The following is a 15,677-nucleotide window of genomic DNA, read 5'->3' as shown; positions in this document are numbered from 1 at the left end:
AGACTGCGAGATACGTCACGGTCCGGGGTCAAAGCCCCGGACCGTGATGTCTACTGGGGCGCATGCCCGATGAGCACCTCTCGATCCTCCAGTCGCTGGGCGTGGCCGTCCTCGCCTTCGCGGCCGTCGTCTGGACGCTCGGCCTGATCGGCCTGGTGCGCCGCCGCCGCTCCGGTGCCGACAGCCTGCGGATCGCCTTGCGCACCCTCTGGTACACCGGCCGCACCCCCCTGCGCTCCCTCCCGCACCAGCGGCAGTCCCCTCCCCGTCTGGAGTACGTCGAACTGACGCCGACGGAGCGGGACGCCTTCGCGGGCCTGGTACGGCAGCTCAGCGACGGCCACTGATCCGCGGCCGGCGGGTCAGGAGACCCGCGCCGCCCGCCGCTCCATCGCATCCCGGGCCGCGTCCTCGCTGACGTACACCTCGCACATGTGCCGTCCGTCGGGCGTCGCCGTGTGCTCGACCTCCCAGAGGGAGACCTCCACGCCGTCACGCAGCAGGAACGCGTGCTCGTAGAGCGAGAAGCACAGCCCGGCCCGCCCCGCGCGGCACGGGCGCCCGAAGGCCTGTGTGATCTGGTGCGCGAACGCCGTCGCGAGCAGCGCGGCCGTCTCCGCGCCCGGCCGGTCCGGGTTCTCCGCGCGGCGCAGCAGCCGGCGCGCATGGTCCGCGGAATCGTCCGGCACATACGCGTGCCTCGGCGCCGGGACCGGCGACAGCTGTACCGTCACCGGCAGCTCGAAGTCCGGTGCGTCCGCGGGCAGCGGCAGCCGCGCGGTGGCCGCACGCAGCTCCTCCTCGTCGACATACACCTCGTGCTGCGCGAGGCTGCCCGGCGCGGTGTTGTGCACGAGCTCCCACAGCGTGAGCGCCGAGCCGTCGACCAGCAGCCAGGTGTGCCGGTACGTCTCGCGGTGCAGCCCCGCGCTGTGGTGCGCGGAGTGCAGTGAGCTGTCGTACGCCAGCGCGCAGTCCAGCTGCCGTATCGTCTCGTCCGGCAGTTCGAAGGAGTTCAGGGCACGGCCGAGGAGTCGCTCGAGATGCTCCTCCGGAGACTCGGGCGACTCGGCGGGTTCGTACGCTGCCGTCTCGTACGGAACGCTCAAGGTTTCTCCCGGCGTTGCTGCATGTCACCTTGTGGGTGCATACCGTAGCCCCTCGGTCGGACATCATGTCCGGGAACCGAGAAAACGTACGCACAGAAAACGCGCGGGCCGTGTGAGACGTTCCCACACGGCCCGACGATCTGTCAGAAAGTGCTGATCAGGCGGCGATTACGCGGCGCTCCCCGCCACCCACTCGCTCCACGGCACGTTCCAGCCGTTGAGCCCGTTGTCGGGGGCGACCGTCTTGTCGGGGGAGTTCTTGACGATCACGACGTCCCCGATCAGCGAGTTGTCGTAGAACCACTTGGCGTTCGTGGCGCCCTGAGCGCCCTGCACGTCCGCCAGTCCGACGCAGCCATGGCTGGTGCCCTGGCGACCGAAGGGCGGATTGCCCCTGTTGTACCAGTAGTTGCCGTGGATGAAGGTGCCGGACCGGGTCAGACGCATCGCGTGCGGCACATCCGGGATGTCGTACTCGCTGCCCAGGTCCACCGACTCGCTGTTCATACGCGTCTGCACGAACTTCTCGGAGATCACCATCTGCCCGTTGTACGTCGTGTGCTCCGGGCTGCCCGAGGAGATCGGCACCGACTTGAGGGTCTGACCGTCCCGCACGACCGTCATCGTCTGCGTGTTCACATCCACCGTGGAGACCTGCGAACGCCCGATGGTGAAGGTGACGGTCTTCTTCTGCACCCCGTAGACGCCGTTCGCGCCCTGGACGCCGTCGAGGTCGATCTTCATCGTGACCTTGGAGCCGGCCTTCCAGTACTCCTGGGGCCGGAAGTCGAGCCGCTGCGCCCCGAACCAGTGCCCGACCACCTTCTGCCCGCTGGTCGACGTGACCGTGATGTGCGACTGCACGGCCTTCTTGTCGCTGATCACCTTGTCGAAGTTGAACGACACCGGCATGCCCACGCCGACCGTCGTCCCGTTGTCCGGCGTGTACGTCCCGATGAAGCTGTTGGCCGAAGTGACGGTGGTGAAGATCGAGTTGGCGGCCGCCGTACGGCCGCTGCCGTCCTTCGCGGTAGCCGAGATCTGGTATTTCGTCCCGCGCTCCAGCTGCTCCTTGGGCTTCCAGACCCCGCCGTCCGCGGATATCGACCCCGCAACCGCCTGCCCCGACCCGGCCACCGTCATCTTCACGTCGGTCAGCCTGCCGTCGCTGACCTTCACGCCGGTCGTGTTGATCGACGCGTCGGTCGAGCCGTCCTTCGCCGAGATGACGATCTTCGCCGTCGACGTCCTGGACGAGCTCTCGCCGCCCTTGCCGTCGCCCGAGGAGCCCGAGGAGTTGGCGTTGGCGTCGCCACCGCAGGCGGTCAGGGTGAGGGCGCCGACCATCAGGGCGGCACAGGCTCCCAGTACGCGTACGCGCCGCGCTGCAATGTCCGGCGTTCTCACGGGCTGCTCCAGTTTCGTGTGATGTGCGTTGTCCGCTCCAGTGCGTGTGAAAGGAGGGATTCGACGGACGGTGGGGTTCCCTCCGTCCGCGATCAACGCGATCACGTGACAGAACCGGGACAATCGCGTGCGAACGCAGCCCTGTTGTTACCGACCCCCGTACAACTCCTCGTACGAGGGCCACAGCCCGCCGGGCCCGTCCACCGGCTCGGCGGCGCGCACGGCCCGCACGATCGCCCGTGTCACCACGTCCGCGCCCGCCGCGAGGATCTCGTTCAGCGCGAGGGGGTGCCCGGTGTCGAGCGGGCGCGCTCCGGTCGCCAGGGCGAACACCGTGTCGCCGTCGTTGAGCAGGTGCACCGGCCGCACGGCGCGCGCGATGCCGTCGTGCGCCGTACCGGCGAGCTTCTGCGCCTGCGCCTTCGACAGGTCCGCGTCGGTGGCGACCACGGCGAGCGTGGTGTTCAGCGGGGGGAGGGCGTTCTTCGCGGCGCTCTCGGCGATGCGGCCGCGCGCCGCCTCGTGGACCTGCGGCTCGGGACGGCTCACGCGCCCCTGGAACAACTCCCCGTACAGAACCCCCGTTTCCGGATCCATCGCCGATCCGGCCGCGTTGGCCACCACCAGGGCGGCCACCGTGATCCCGGAGCCGAGCACCGTGCTCGCGGTGCCGACCCCGCCCTTCAGCGGCCCCACGGCCGCCCCGGTGCCGGCGCCCACGCACCCTTCCCGCACCCGCGCGCCGGCCTCGCTCGCCGCGGCCGCCTCGACCGCCGCCCGGCCGGTGGCGGCATCGGGCCTGGCCCGGAAGTCGCCGCCCCGCCCGAGGTCGAAGACGCAGGCGGCGGGCACCACCGGCACCACGTGCGCGGGATCCACCCCCACACGCACCCCGCGCCCCCGCTCCTCCAGCCAGGCCATCACCCCCGACGCCGCGTCGAGCCCGTACGCGCTGCCGCCGGTCAGCACGATCGCCTCGACCTTCTGCACGAGGTTGCGCGGGTCGAGCGCGTCGGTCTCCTTGGTGCCGGGACCGCCACCGCGCACGTCCACGGCGGCGACGGCGCCGCCTTCCGGGGCGAGGACGACCGTCGTGCCGGTGAGCCAGCCGCCGCCGGTGCGCGTCGCGTGTCCCACCCGCACTCCGGTGACGTCCGTCAATGCGTCAACTGTCATGGAGCCAGTCTCGCCCGGCCCGGCACGACAGCGCCCCGTCAGCCGACCGGACTCGTCGCGTGCTCCCCGCTCGATCCGCTCGTTCCGCTCGCCCCGGGCTCCCCGGCGCCCCTGCGCGCCGCCAGCGCCACCCCGGCCGCCACCGCCAGCGCCGACACCAGGCCCGCCGCGAGCACCGCCCAGTGCCCCAGGAACGTGCAGACGATGACGAGCAACGCCGTGCTCGGCAGCACCAGTTGCTGGGCGATGCCCACCTTGTAGTAACGGGAGTGCAGCGCCCACACGGTGAGCAGATACAGCGCCGTCGGGAGGGTCACCGCCGCCGACGCCTCCAGCGTGGAGATGTGCGCCGTGCCGACGGCCTGCTCCACCGCCACCTCCAGGCCCGCCCCGACGGCGGCCGCCGAGGCGAAGATCAGGTAGTGGCCGTACCCCCACAGGAACGCCTGTCCGTTGGTGCGCAGATGACCGTGGATCGGCACCGCGAAGTAGATCCACCAGGCGGCGAAGATGATCAGCAGCCCGCCCGTCGCGATGGGCAGCAGATCGCCCAGGGCGTCGTTCTCGTCGATGCCCGACTTCACCGCGACGGTGGCCGCCGCGATGGTCTCGCCGAGCACGATGATCGTGAACAGCCCGTACCGCTCGGAGATGTGGTGCGGATGCCAGGACGTGGGGTGGTCCTTCTCCGCGTACGGCGGCACACACATCTCCAGGACCGCCATCACCACGAAGACCCACACCCGGGCGTCCACCGGCAGCACCACCAGCCCGAGCCAGCCGACCATGCACAGCGACACACCCGCGGCATAGCGCAGCCCCATGGTCCGCTCGGCGCCCTCGGCCGACCGTGCCGCACGCAGCCACTGGGTCGTCATGGCGGCCCGCATGATCACATAGCCCAGCCAGACCACCAGGAACTCGTGCTTCTCGAACGCCCGGGAGATCCCTGCCGCCAGTACCAGCACCCCGGCGATCTGGATCAGGGTGACGACCCGGTAGAGCACGTCGTCGTTGTCGTAGGCCGAGGCGAACCAGGTGAAGTTCATCCACGCCCACCAGATGGCGAAGAACACCATCCCGTAGTTGAGGATCCCCTCGCCCGCGTGCCGCGTGGCGAGGGCGTGCACCAGCTCGACGCCTGCCTGGGCGACGGCCACGACGAAACACAGGTCGAAGAAGAGCTCCAGCGGCGAGGCGACGCGGTGCGTCTCCCCGCGGCCCCGGGCCGCGAGCCTGCGCAGTGGTCGGCGGTCCGCCGGCGTGCCGGAGGACGCGGGCGGCGGAGTCGAGCTGGTCGTCATGGGACCAAGCACAGCAGATAACCGGCGGGAATTCCTCGGCGGCAGCCACGTACCCGCCCTCACCCCGCACGGCCCGCACACCGGCCGGGCCACCGACGCGACCCGGCCGGCGGGCGCCCCCGGGGCCGTACCCTGGACGCATGACCTCCGCCCCCGCCCCCGAGCCGCGCGCTCCGAAGCCCGCGCTGATCTTCGACGACCCACTGGACCAGCAGTCCTCGGACGACACCGACCGCGGCTGGGGCGAGCGGCCGCGCTCCGACGGGGACTCCGCGGCCGACCTGAAGCGCTTCCTCGACGAGAAGCCGCCCCACCACCTCTGAACCGCGCGGGCCGCCGCCGCTACTGCCCGTTGCGCCCGGCCCCGCGCTGTGCGACCAGCTCGTCGCGGATCTCCTTCAGCACTTCCAGCTCGGTCACCTCGATCACCTCGTGGGTGCCCTCCCGCGCCTTGCGGCGGGCCTCCACGCGGGCGAGGTACTTCGCCATGGGCAGCACCATCAGGAAGTAGACGACGGCCGCCGTGATCACGAAGCTGAGGGTGGCGCCGAGGACCGAGCCCCACATGAGCTGGATCCCGTGGTCGCCCGGGCACGACTCGCTCAGGCACGACTTGTAGTTGTCGAGGTTCGTGGTGCCGATCGCCCCGACCAGCGGGTTGATGAGCCCCTTCACCACCGAGTTCACGATGTTGGTGAACGCGGCGCCGATCACCACCGCCACCGCCAGATCGACGACGTTCCCGCGCATCAGGAAGGCCTTGAAGCCCTGCCAGATGCTCGGCTCCTTCTTCTCGCTCACCTCGGGTCCTCTTCTCGCACGCACAGGTTGGGGAACAAACAGTTCCGCAACCTACGGCACCGCGGGACCGCCCTGCCCGTCCGGGTGGGTGGATCAGCACACCGTCACCGCCAGCCGCGCCGTCGCGCTCGCGCCGGCGAGGTGCGCCGCGGTGGAACGGGGAACCGAGAGCACGACCAGCGCCCCGCGGTCGGCCCCCTCGTCCACGGGCTCGGGCACCCTGGTCACCCGCGCCCCGCGCGCGACCACGCGGGCGTCGCCTCCCGTCGCCGTCTCCCGGGCGGCGACGACGTCCACCCGGTCGCCGGGCCGCAGCAGCCGGACCGTGGCTCCGTCGGCGATCCGCACCGGTGCGGCCACCATCTCGACGGCGCGGTGCTTCCGCAGGGGATCCGCCACCGGATGCCCGCGCGCCGGGCCGGAGGTGCGTGGCCCCGCCGCCACCAGCGCGGCCGCGGTCACCGCGAGGCCCGCGGCCACGGCCCGCCTCCGGTGCCGTACGAGCCGTCGTAGCCGATACCGTCCGCCGCGCACCCGCACGGGAGCGAAGTGCGGGACCTCGCAGGTGGCAGGGGTGTCGGTGCCGGGCGGGCGCGGGGCGGAAGGGGAGGGGAAGAACGGCGGGGGAGGGAGGGACATGCCAATCACCACCTGCATCGAGGAGTCGTCGAGGAATCGCCTTGCAGGCCCACGATGAGGCCTCGCGGCGATCTCCGCCGACGCCGGTGGACTACCGACGGGTTGTGGACAACTCCCTCACCGGAACGGGGAGTTCCGAAATCCCGAACCGCCCGAGGCTCCCCCGGCTCCCGCTACGGCAGCTCGAACCCCGGGTCCATCCCGCCCAGCGCGCTCGTGCACAGGCAGTCCCGGTCCTCGTCCGACGGCAGCGCGGCCACCGCGTCGAACAGCACGCCCCGCAGCCGGTCCACATTGGCCGCGAACACCCGCAGCACCTCGTCGTGCGAGACGCCCTCACCGGTCTCGGCGCCCGCGTCGAGGTCGGTGACCAGCGTCATCGTCGAGTAGCACAGCTCCAGTTCACGGGCGAGCGCCGCCTCGGGATGGCCCGTCATACCGACCACCGACCAGCCCTGCGCCTGATGCCACAACGATTCTGCGCGGGTGGAGAAGCGCGGCCCCTCGACCACGACCAGCGTGCCGCCGTCCACCGGCTCCCAGTCCCGGCTGCGCGCGGCCTTCAGGGCGGCAGCTCGTCCGACGGGGCAGTAGGGGTCGGCGAGGGACACGTGCACCACGTTGGGGATGGTGCCGCCGGGCAGCGGCAGCCCGTCGAAGTACGTCCCCACCCGGGACTTCGTACGGTCGACCAGCTGGTCCGGCACGAGCAGCGTCCCCGGCCCGTACTCGGGGCGCAGCCCGCCCACCGCGCAGGGGCCGAGCACCTGGCGCACGCCGAGCGACCGCAGCGCCCACAGGTTCGCGCGGTAGTTGATCCGGTGCGGCGGCAGATGGTGGCCGCGTCCGTGGCGGGGCAGGAAGGCGACCCGCCGGCCGGCGATCTCGCCGAGGAAGAGGGAGTCGCTGGGCGGCCCGTAAGGGGTGTCCACCTGGACCTCGGTCACGTCGTCGAGGAACGAGTAGAAGCCCGAGCCGCCGATTACACCGATCTCTGCGTTCGCCATGGCCGCACAGTATCGGGCGCGGACGGCGTGCGGAGAGGGGGATCCGGAGACGACGAGAACCCTGCCGTCGGACGACGACAGGGTCCCGTGAGCGGGTCCTAGGCGGCGGAGCTGCTGCTGGAGGTCGTCCCGGTGCTCGACGGCTTCGAGTCCGAGGACGACGAGGACGGGGCCGACGACGAGGTGGACGTCGACGACTTCGACGCCGGCGAGCTGCTCGAAGAGGAGCCGCGGCTGTCGTTCCGGTAGAAACCGGAGCCCTTGAAGACAATGCCGACCGCGGAGAACACCTTCTTCAGGCGGCCACCGCAGTTGGGGCACTCGGTCAGAGCGTCGTCGGTGAACTTCTGCACCGCCTCGAGGCCCTCGCCGCACTCGGTGCACTGGTACTGGTAGGTGGGCACTGTCTTCCTCCTGGCACTCTCACTCAATGAGTGCTAACGAGCGTCTATAGTGACGTATTCCTGAGGATCAGTCCACCGTCACCGGCACTCGGTGACCGACGCCACGTGCGACGGTCAGGCTGCGGGGGCGTGCCACGAGCCGTGACCGAAGGGCCAGGAGGGTCGTCAGCGCCAGTACGGTACCGGCCATCGGCACCAGGAATCCGGCCCCGCCCCAGAAGCGGTCCTCCAGCTGTCCGGCGACCGTGACGGCCGCCGCCTGGCCGAGTGCCACCGCGCCGGTCAGCCAGGTGAAGGCCTCCGTGCGGGCGCCGGCCGGGACCAGGCCCTCGACCAGCGTGTAGCCGGTGATCAGGGCGGGCGCGATGCACATGCCGACGAGCAGGCCGAGGCCGGCCAGCACGAGCACCGAGTGGGCGGCCCACAGGCCGGAGGCCGCCAGGGCGAGGGCGCCGTACCCGAGGACGAGCCGCCGCTGCGGGGCCACCTTCCAGGCGACCGCGCCGCAGACGATGCCGGAGAGCATGTTGCCCGCCGCGAAGACGCCGTAGAGGACGCCGTTCAGGCCGGGCTCGCCGATCGACTCGGTGAACGCGGCCAGCGAGACCTGCATGCCGCCGAAGACGGAACCGATGCCCAGGAAGGCCACGATCAGAACGCGCACACCGGGGACGCGCAGCGCGGAGGCGTGCTCCACGCGCGCGTGCCCGGTCGCGCCGACCTCGGGCTGCGTGCTCTTCTGCGCGGCGAACAGCAGACCGCCGACGAGCGTCAGCGAGGCCTCGGTCACCAGGCCGGCGGCCGGGGTGACGGCGGTGCACAGGGCGGTGGCGAGCAGTGGCCCGAAGACGAAGGTCAGCTCGTCCGTGACGGACTCGAAGGCGGCCGCGGTGGTCATCAGGGGCGAGCCCTGGAGCCTCACGCCCCAGCGGGCGCGGACCATGGGGCCTACCTGGGGCACCGAGGCGCCGGTCGGCACGGCCGCCGCGAACAGTGCCCACAGGGGCGCGTGGGCCAGCGCCAGCGCGGTGAGGGTCAGGCCCGACAGGGCGTGCAGCAGCACGCCGGGGAGCAGCACGGCGCGCTGTCCGTAGCGGTCCGCGAGACGGCCGCTGTAGGGCGCGAACAGGGCCATGGAGACGCCGGTGACGGCCGCCGCGGCGCCCGCCGCGCCGTAGGAGCCTGTGGTGTGCTGCACGAGCAGCACGATGGAGATGGTGAGCATCGCGAACGGCTGGCGTGCCGCGAAGCCGGGGAGCAGGAACGTCCAGGCGCCGCGGGTGCGCAGCAGCTGTCCGTAGCCCGGGCGGGAGGTGACCGTGGATGCCACGGCCCGTGCCTTTCTGCCGCCTGGTAGCGCGGCCCCTTTTTTCGGGCGGCGCCGAGAGCTGTCCTCTTGCGCGGAACTGCGGTAGATACCGGCGTCCACTGCCTAGGGACGTCGCGGCCGCCATACGGTCGCGCCAGCTCTGCGTCAGGCAGAGTTGGTTCGATCTGGGTGCGCCTTCATCCTACAGGGATCATTGGTTGCTGTGCCTGTGAATACGAGCACCATGGGGGAGGTTCACCTGCGATTACTCAGGGTGTGAATCGTACGAAACACGCCATTAACGCCCGGACCCCGCTCCCGCCCCGTTCGTCCCGAGCCATCCGGCCAGCTTGCCGCCGTGGCCGACCGAGCGCAGTCGCCGCTCGGCCGCGTCGCGCACCGGGTCCGTGGCGACGACGAGCAGTTCGTCGCCGCGCCGCAGCACCGTCGTGGGCAGGGGGACAAACGATTTTCCTTCGCGGACGACCAGGGTGACGGCGGCGCCGGCCGGCAGCCGCAGCTCGGCCACCTCGACGCCGTGCATCTTCGATCCCTCGGGGATCGCGACGGACAGCAGATGCCCGCGCAGCCGCTCCAGAGGGGCGGACTCGATGCCGAGGTCGGCGGCCTCGGCGTCCTCGCCCAGCCGCAGCTTGCCGGCGAGCCAGGGCAGCGTCGGCCCCTGGACCAGGGTGTACACCACGACCAGCACGAAGACGATGTTGAAGATGCGACGGCTGGCGTCCACGCCCTGCACCATCGGGATCGTCGCCAGGATGATGGGGACCGCGCCGCGCAGCCCGGCCCAGGACATCAGGGTCTGCTCCTGCCACGGCACCCGGAACGGCGTCAGGCACAGCACCACGCTCAGCGGGCGCGCCACCATGGTCAGCACCAGGCCGATGACGAGCGCGGGCACCACGTCGTCGCCGAGCTCGTGCGGGGTGACCAGCAGGCCGAGCAGGACGAACATGCCGATCTGGGCGATCCAGCCGAGTCCGTCGGCGAAACCGCGGGTGGCGGGCCAGTGGGGCAGTTTCGCGTTGCCCATCAGCATCGAGGCGAGATAGACGCCCAGGAAGCCGCTGCCGTGCGCGAGCGCGCCGCCCGCGTACGCGGTGACGGCGATCGCCATCACCGCGATCGGGTAGAGGCCCGAGGCGGGCAGCGCCACGTGCCGAAGCCCCCAGGAGCCGAGCCAGCCCACCGCGAGACCGATGGCCGCGCCGATGGCGAGCTCCAGCGCTATCTCGCCCAGCAGCACATACCAGTGGTCGACCGGGCCGGCCGTGGAGAAGGCGACCACCAGGATGACCACCGGGGCGTCGTTGAAGCCGGACTCGGCCTCCAGCGTGCCCGTCACGCGCGCGGGCAGGGGGATCTTCCGCAGCACCGAGAAGACCGCCGCCGCGTCCGTGGAGGAGACCACCGCCCCGACGATCAGCGCCTGCCGCCACTCCAGCCCGATCAGGAAGTGCGCGGCCGATGCCGTGACCCCGACGCTCACCGCGACCCCGCCCAGTGCCAGCGCGGAGGCGGCCGGCAGGGCCGGCTTGATCTCCTTCCACTTCGTGCCCAGACCGCCCTCGGCCAGGATCACGACGAGGGCCGCGTATCCGATGACCTGGGTCAGCTCGGCATTGTTGAAGTGGATGTTGCCGATCCCGTCCTGGCCCATGAGGACCCCGATCCCCAGGTACACGAGCAGGCTGGGGAGCCCGCTGCGCGAGGAGATCCGGACCGCTGCCACGGCGACGAGCAGGACGAGCGAGCAGACGAGCAGAAGCTGGTTGAGGTGGTGGACAGTCAGCGGCCGTTCCCTTCCCTGGCTCACGCGCATCCCGCGCGGGAGCTCACGTACATAGGACACGAAGCCGAGAAACTCCGCACCCAAGTACTTCGTTACCTTACCTAACTCTTGACGATTTCTTGACGCTCGCCGAGGCAAGATCGAACGCCCGCCCCGTCTCGTTCCAGACTCCGCGTCAAGGGGCGCGGGGCCCTGCGCCTATGGTTGCTCCAGCGCTCATTCAACGTCACAGCCCGCCTGCCGCTCGCGTTAGGACAGCAAGGACAGCGATGCCCCCCAACATCACCGCCACAACGGGTGACAAGCCCGGCAAGTCCGGCAGGAAGAAGGGGCGCAAAGCCCGATTGGTCGTGCTGGTACTGGTCCTGGCCATCATCGGAGGCATCGCCTACGGGGCGTACTGGTCCATCAGCACCGTCCGCGCGTCGTTCCCGCAGACCAAGGGATCGATCACGCTCGACGGCCTGTCAGGACCCGTCGACGTGAAGCGCGACGGCAACGGCATCCCGCAGATCTACGCCTCCTCCGACGAGGATCTGTTCATGGCGCAGGGCTACGTCCAGGCGCAGGACCGGTTCTACGAGATGGACGTGCGCCGCCACATGACCTCCGGCCGGCTGTCGGAGATGTTCGGCAAGGACCAGGTCAAGAACGACGAATTCCTGCGCACCCTGGGCTGGGACCGGGTGGCGAAGAAGGAGTACGACACCAAGCTGTCGGACTCCACCAAGAAGTACCTCCAGGCGTACGCCAAGGGAGTCAACGCCTACCTGAAGGGCAAGGACGGCGAGGACATCTCCCTGGAGTACGCGGCCCTGGGCTTCGTCAACGACTACAAGCCGGCGCAGTGGACCCCGGTCGACTCGATCTCCTGGCTGAAGGCGATGGCCTGGGACCTGCGCGGCAACATGCAGGACGAGATCGACCGCGCCCTGATGACCAGCCGCCTCGGCCCCAAGCAGATCGCCGACCTGTACCCGGACTACCCGTACAGCCGCAACAAGGCGATCGTCCAGGAGGGCCAGTACAACGCGCTCACCAAGACGTTCGAGCAGAACGGCGGCTCCTCCACGAGCGGTGCGTCCGGCACGTCCGGTGCCTCCACGAGCAGCGCGACCGGCTCGGCCCTGACGAGCCAGCTGTCGGGTCTCTACAAGGTCCTGGACAACGTGCCCACGGCCGTCGGCGTGAACGGCCAGGGCATCGGCTCCAACTCCTGGGTCGTCGCCGGGAGCCACACCATCACCGGCAAGCCGCTGCTGGCCAACGACCCGCACCTGTCGGCCTCGCTGCCGTCCGTCTGGTACCAGATGGGCCTGCACTGCCGCACGGTCTCCAGCAAGTGCCAGTACGACGTGACCGGTTACACCTTCGCGGGCATGCCCGGCGTGGTCATCGGCCACAACCAGAACATCGCCTGGGGCATGACCAACTCCGGTGTCGACGTCACCGACCTGTACCTGGAGAAGGTCTCCGGCGACGGCTACCTCTACGACGGCACGGTGCGGCCGTTCAAGACCCGCGAGGAGACCATCAAGGTCGCCGGCGGCAAGTCCAAGACGATCGTCGTGCGCCAGACCGCCGACGGGATGCCCCTGCTCTCCGACCGCGACGACGAGCTCGTGACGGTCGGCAAGAAGGCCACCGTCAACACCGCCGCACCCGACCGCGGCGACGGCTACGGCATCGCGCTGCGCTGGACCGCGCTCGACCCCGGCACGTCCATGGACGCCGTCTTCGCCATGGACAGGGCGGCGGACTGGAGCGACTTCCGCTCGGCGGCCGCCCTGTTCGACGTGCCCTCGCAGAACCTCGTCTACGCCGACAGGAACAACATCGGCTACACACTGCCCGGAAAGATCCCGACGCGGGCGAAGAAGGACGACGGTTCGATCCCGGCGCCGGGCTGGGACTCCGGCTACAAGTGGACCGGGTACATCCCCAAGGCCGCACTGCCCTACGAGTTCAACCCGCAGCGCGGCTACATCGTCACCGCCAACCAGGCGGTGGTCGACAAGGACAAGTACCCCTACACGCTCACCACGGACTGGGGCTACGGCACGCGCAGCCAGCGCATCACCGACCTGATCGAGTCGAAGATCAGGGGCGGCGGCAAGATCTCCACCGACGACATGCGCCAGATGCAGCTGGACAACAGCAGCGAGATCGCCAAGCTGCTCGTGCCCAAGCTGCTGAAGATCGACATCACGGACAAGGACGTCCGCGGGGCGAAGGCCGTCCGTGAGGCGCAGGACCTCCTGGAGGGCTGGGACTACACCCAGGACGCCGACTCGGCGGCGGCCGCCTACTTCAACTCGGTCTGGCGCAACATCCTCAAGCTGGCCTTCGGCAACAAGCTGCCCAAGGAACTGCGGGTCGAGGGCCAGTGCCTGTGGGTCGATCCCGTCAACAGCACCGGGCCCGCGGACGAGACGAACAAGGTGCGCGAGTGCGGCGAGCGCGCCGCCGACCAGGCGCAGCCGGACGGCGGCGACCGCTGGTTCGAGGTCGTCCGCAACCTCCTGGACGACCAGAAGAGCGACTGGTGGTCCACGCCCAAGTCGCTCACCCGGCCCGGGGCGAGCGACAACCGCGACGACCTGTTCAAGCGCGCCATGATCGACGCCCGTTGGGAGCTGACGGCCAAGCTGGGCAAGGACATCGACACCTGGAGCTGGGGCCGGCTGCACCGCCTGTTCCTGAAGAACCAGACCCTCGGCACCGACGGCCCGGCCTTCGTGAAGTACGTCCTCAACCGCGGCCCCTGGAAGCTCAGCGGCGGCGAGGCGACGGTCAACGCCACCGGCTGGAACGCGGCGGGCGGCTACGGCGTCGTCTGGGTGCCGTCGATGCGCATGGTGGTCAACCTCGACGACCTCGACAAGTCGAAGTGGATCAACCTCACCGGCGCCTCGGGACACGCCTACAGCGCCCACTACACCGACCAGACGAGCAAGTGGGTCAAGGGCGAACTGCTCGACTGGAACTTCTCGGAAAAGGCCGTCGACGACAACACGAGCGACACCCTGGTCCTGAAGCCCTGAGCCACCGGCCCCACTCACGGAAAAGTGCCCTCCACGCGCGCGTGGAGGGCACTTCTCATGTGAACCGCCGGACCCCCGACGGCGTCACCACCGCATGCACCGGCCGGTCGTGCGCCTCTTCCGGGACATGCCCGACGACCTCCGAGTCGTACAGCAGCACCACCAGCGCGGGGTGGGCGTCCGCACGCTCCAGACGCGTGAGGACGCGGTCGTACGACCCTCCGCCGCGCCCCAGCCGCATCCCGCGGGCGTCGACGGCGAGACCGGGCAGCAGCACGACGTCCGCGCCGGTCACCGCGTCCGGTCCCAGGCGTTCGCCGGCGGGCTCGAAGAGGGCCATTTTCCCGCCGTGTTGGATGCGCGCGAGGGAGCCCTCCCCGCTGTAGGCGCCCCAGTCGAGATCGTTGTCCGCCAGAAGGGCGGGAAGCAGGACGCGCACGCCCCGCTCGCGCAGCGCGTCCAGGAGCGCGAGCGTCCCCGGCTCGCTCCCCACGGAGACGTACGCCGCCACCGTGCGCGCATGCGCCAGCTCCGGCAGCTCCAGAGCGCGACCGGCCAGCGCGGCCGCGGATTCCCGCACGTCATCGGCCGTCAATCTGTTTCTCACCGCGAGGAGCTCTCGCCGCAACATTCGCTTGTCAGCCTCGGTAGCACGCCCGATGTGACTCATAGGTCGCACCCGTACCCTTCCATATGTGCTCATATGAGAGCCAATTAACCGGAGCCTCAGATTCCCTGCAAAGGCACCGGATAAGGTTGCCGCCATGACCCAGTCGCACCCCAGGATCAGCAAGGCTGTCATCCCCGCAGCAGGCCTCGGTACCAGGTTCCTGCCGGCCACCAAGGCCACTCCCAAGGAGATGCTGCCGGTAGTCGACAAGCCGGCGATCCAGTACGTGGTCGAGGAGGCCGTGTCCGCCGGCCTCGACGACGTCCTCATGATCACGGGCCGCAACAAGCGCCCCCTGGAGGACCACTTCGACCGCAACTACGAGCTCGAGTCCGCCCTCCAGAAGAAGGGCGACGCGGGCCGGCTCGCCAAGGTCCAGGAGTCCAGCGACCTCGCGACCATGCACTACGTGCGGCAGGGCGACCCCAGGGGCCTCGGCCACGCGGTGCTGTGCGCCGCCCCGCACGTCGGCCACGAGCCCTTCGCCGTTCTCCTCGGCGACGACCTGATCGACCCGCGCGACCCGCTCCTCGCGCGCATGGTCGAGGTCCAGGAGCAGCGCGGCGGCAGCGTCATCGCGCTCATGGAGGTCGCACCCGAGCAGATCCACCTCTACGGCTGCGCGGCCGTCGACCCCACCGACGACGCCGACGTGGTCAAGGTCCACGACCTGGTCGAGAAGCCGGCCGCCGCCGACGCCCCGTCCAACTACGCGATCATCGGCCGCTACGTCCTCGACCCGCACATCTTCGACATACTGCGCAAGACCGAGCCCGGCCGCGGCGGCGAGATCCAGCTCACCGACGCCCTCCAGCAGCTCGCCGCGGACGAGAAGGTCGGCGGCCCGGTGCACGGCGTCGTCTTCAAGGGCCGCCGCTATGACACCGGCGACCGCGGGGACTACCTGCGTGCCATTGTCAGACTCGCATGCGAACGTGAAGACCTGGGCCCGGACTTCCGGACCTGGCTTCGCAGTTACGTAGCCGAGGAGATGTAG

At 70.2% G+C, this 15,677-nt stretch carries 15 protein-coding genes; 4 read left to right on the top strand and 11 right to left on the bottom strand.

The genetic code is table 11. The annotated features are described in order from the left end of the window. Nucleotides 1–62 precede the first annotated feature (62 nt). On the top strand, nucleotides 63–347 hold the full coding sequence (locus ABT254_RS24495) for a hypothetical protein (protein WP_351473830.1): 285 nt from the start codon (nucleotides 63–65) through the stop codon (nucleotides 345–347). Between the two features lie 15 nt (nucleotides 348–362). Here the strand turns inward: ABT254_RS24495 and ABT254_RS24490 are convergent, their stop codons facing one another. The 4 genes from ABT254_RS24490 to ABT254_RS24475 all read right to left on the bottom strand — a co-directional run bounded on the left by ABT254_RS24490 (nucleotide 363) and on the right by ABT254_RS24475 (nucleotide 4,996). Next, complete coding sequence (locus ABT254_RS24490; RefSeq protein ID WP_351473827.1) at nucleotides 363–1,109, bottom strand: DUF6227 family protein; 747 nt, start codon at nucleotides 1,107–1,109, stop codon at nucleotides 363–365. A 168-nt stretch (nucleotides 1,110–1,277) separates the two neighbouring features. Further along, nucleotides 1,278–2,516, bottom strand: a complete 1,239-nt coding sequence (locus tag ABT254_RS24485; RefSeq protein ID WP_351473824.1) for a L,D-transpeptidase — start codon at nucleotides 2,514–2,516, stop codon at nucleotides 1,278–1,280. A gap of 147 nt (nucleotides 2,517–2,663) precedes the next feature. Beyond that, complete coding sequence (locus tag ABT254_RS24480; protein ID WP_351473822.1) at nucleotides 2,664–3,692, bottom strand: P1 family peptidase; 1,029 nt, start codon at nucleotides 3,690–3,692, stop codon at nucleotides 2,664–2,666. A 38-nt stretch (nucleotides 3,693–3,730) separates the two neighbouring features. Continuing rightward, a complete protein-coding gene (locus tag ABT254_RS24475; protein ID WP_351473819.1) occupies nucleotides 3,731–4,996 on the bottom strand; it encodes a low temperature requirement protein A in 1,266 nt (421 codons plus the stop codon). Between the two features lie 140 nt (nucleotides 4,997–5,136). Here ABT254_RS24475 and ABT254_RS24470 point away from each other — a divergent pair, with 140 nt between their 5' ends. Next, complete coding sequence (locus ABT254_RS24470; protein WP_351473816.1) at nucleotides 5,137–5,319, top strand: hypothetical protein; 183 nt, start codon at nucleotides 5,137–5,139, stop codon at nucleotides 5,317–5,319. Nucleotides 5,320–5,338: 19 nt separating this feature from the next. On the opposite strand, the gene mscL is transcribed toward ABT254_RS24470, so the two are convergent. From mscL to ABT254_RS24440, 6 genes are all read right to left on the bottom strand, one after another. Then, nucleotides 5,339–5,797, bottom strand: coding sequence for a large conductance mechanosensitive channel protein MscL (mscL, locus tag ABT254_RS24465; RefSeq protein ID WP_351473814.1), 459 nt, complete (start codon nucleotides 5,795–5,797; stop codon nucleotides 5,339–5,341). 93 nt (nucleotides 5,798–5,890) lie between these two features. Then, nucleotides 5,891–6,436 carry a CpaB family protein gene (locus ABT254_RS24460; protein ID WP_351473811.1) on the bottom strand — a complete coding sequence of 182 codons (546 nt, stop codon included), beginning with the start codon at nucleotides 6,434–6,436 and terminating at the stop codon, nucleotides 5,891–5,893. A 173-nt stretch (nucleotides 6,437–6,609) separates the two neighbouring features. After that, a complete protein-coding gene (locus ABT254_RS24455; RefSeq protein ID WP_351473809.1) occupies nucleotides 6,610–7,443 on the bottom strand; it encodes an S-methyl-5'-thioadenosine phosphorylase in 834 nt (277 codons plus the stop codon). Nucleotides 7,444–7,541: 98 nt separating this feature from the next. Then, complete coding sequence (locus ABT254_RS24450; protein WP_344402258.1) at nucleotides 7,542–7,847, bottom strand: FmdB family zinc ribbon protein; 306 nt, start codon at nucleotides 7,845–7,847, stop codon at nucleotides 7,542–7,544. Between the two features lie 67 nt (nucleotides 7,848–7,914). Further along, nucleotides 7,915–9,177 carry an MFS transporter gene (locus tag ABT254_RS24445; RefSeq protein ID WP_351473806.1) on the bottom strand — a complete coding sequence of 421 codons (1,263 nt, stop codon included), beginning with the start codon at nucleotides 9,175–9,177 and terminating at the stop codon, nucleotides 7,915–7,917. A gap of 277 nt (nucleotides 9,178–9,454) precedes the next feature. Beyond that, nucleotides 9,455–10,996: a potassium/proton antiporter gene (locus tag ABT254_RS24440; RefSeq protein ID WP_351474115.1), complete on the bottom strand. Its 1,542-nt coding sequence runs from the start codon at nucleotides 10,994–10,996 to the stop codon at nucleotides 9,455–9,457. A gap of 239 nt (nucleotides 10,997–11,235) precedes the next feature. Here ABT254_RS24440 and ABT254_RS24435 point away from each other — a divergent pair, with 239 nt between their 5' ends. Continuing rightward, nucleotides 11,236–14,010 (top strand): penicillin acylase family protein, encoded by a 2,775-nt coding sequence (locus ABT254_RS24435; protein ID WP_351473803.1) that lies wholly within the window; start codon nucleotides 11,236–11,238, stop codon nucleotides 14,008–14,010. Between the two features lie 55 nt (nucleotides 14,011–14,065). Here ABT254_RS24435 and ABT254_RS24430 read toward each other — a convergent pair whose 3' ends face one another. Next, nucleotides 14,066–14,680 (bottom strand): 5-formyltetrahydrofolate cyclo-ligase, encoded by a 615-nt coding sequence (locus tag ABT254_RS24430; protein ID WP_351473800.1) that lies wholly within the window; start codon nucleotides 14,678–14,680, stop codon nucleotides 14,066–14,068. 94 nt (nucleotides 14,681–14,774) lie between these two features. Here ABT254_RS24430 and galU point away from each other — a divergent pair, with 94 nt between their 5' ends. Then, a complete protein-coding gene (gene galU, locus ABT254_RS24425) occupies nucleotides 14,775–15,677 on the top strand; it encodes a UTP--glucose-1-phosphate uridylyltransferase GalU (protein ID WP_351473797.1) in 903 nt (300 codons plus the stop codon).

It is taken from the genome of Streptomyces sp. NPDC001137, assembly GCF_040298885.1.
GTDB lineage: Bacteria > Actinomycetota > Actinomycetes > Streptomycetales > Streptomycetaceae > Streptomyces.
Note: the sequence above shows the minus strand (reverse complement) of the source record. Positions and strands in the feature narration are given on the sequence as shown.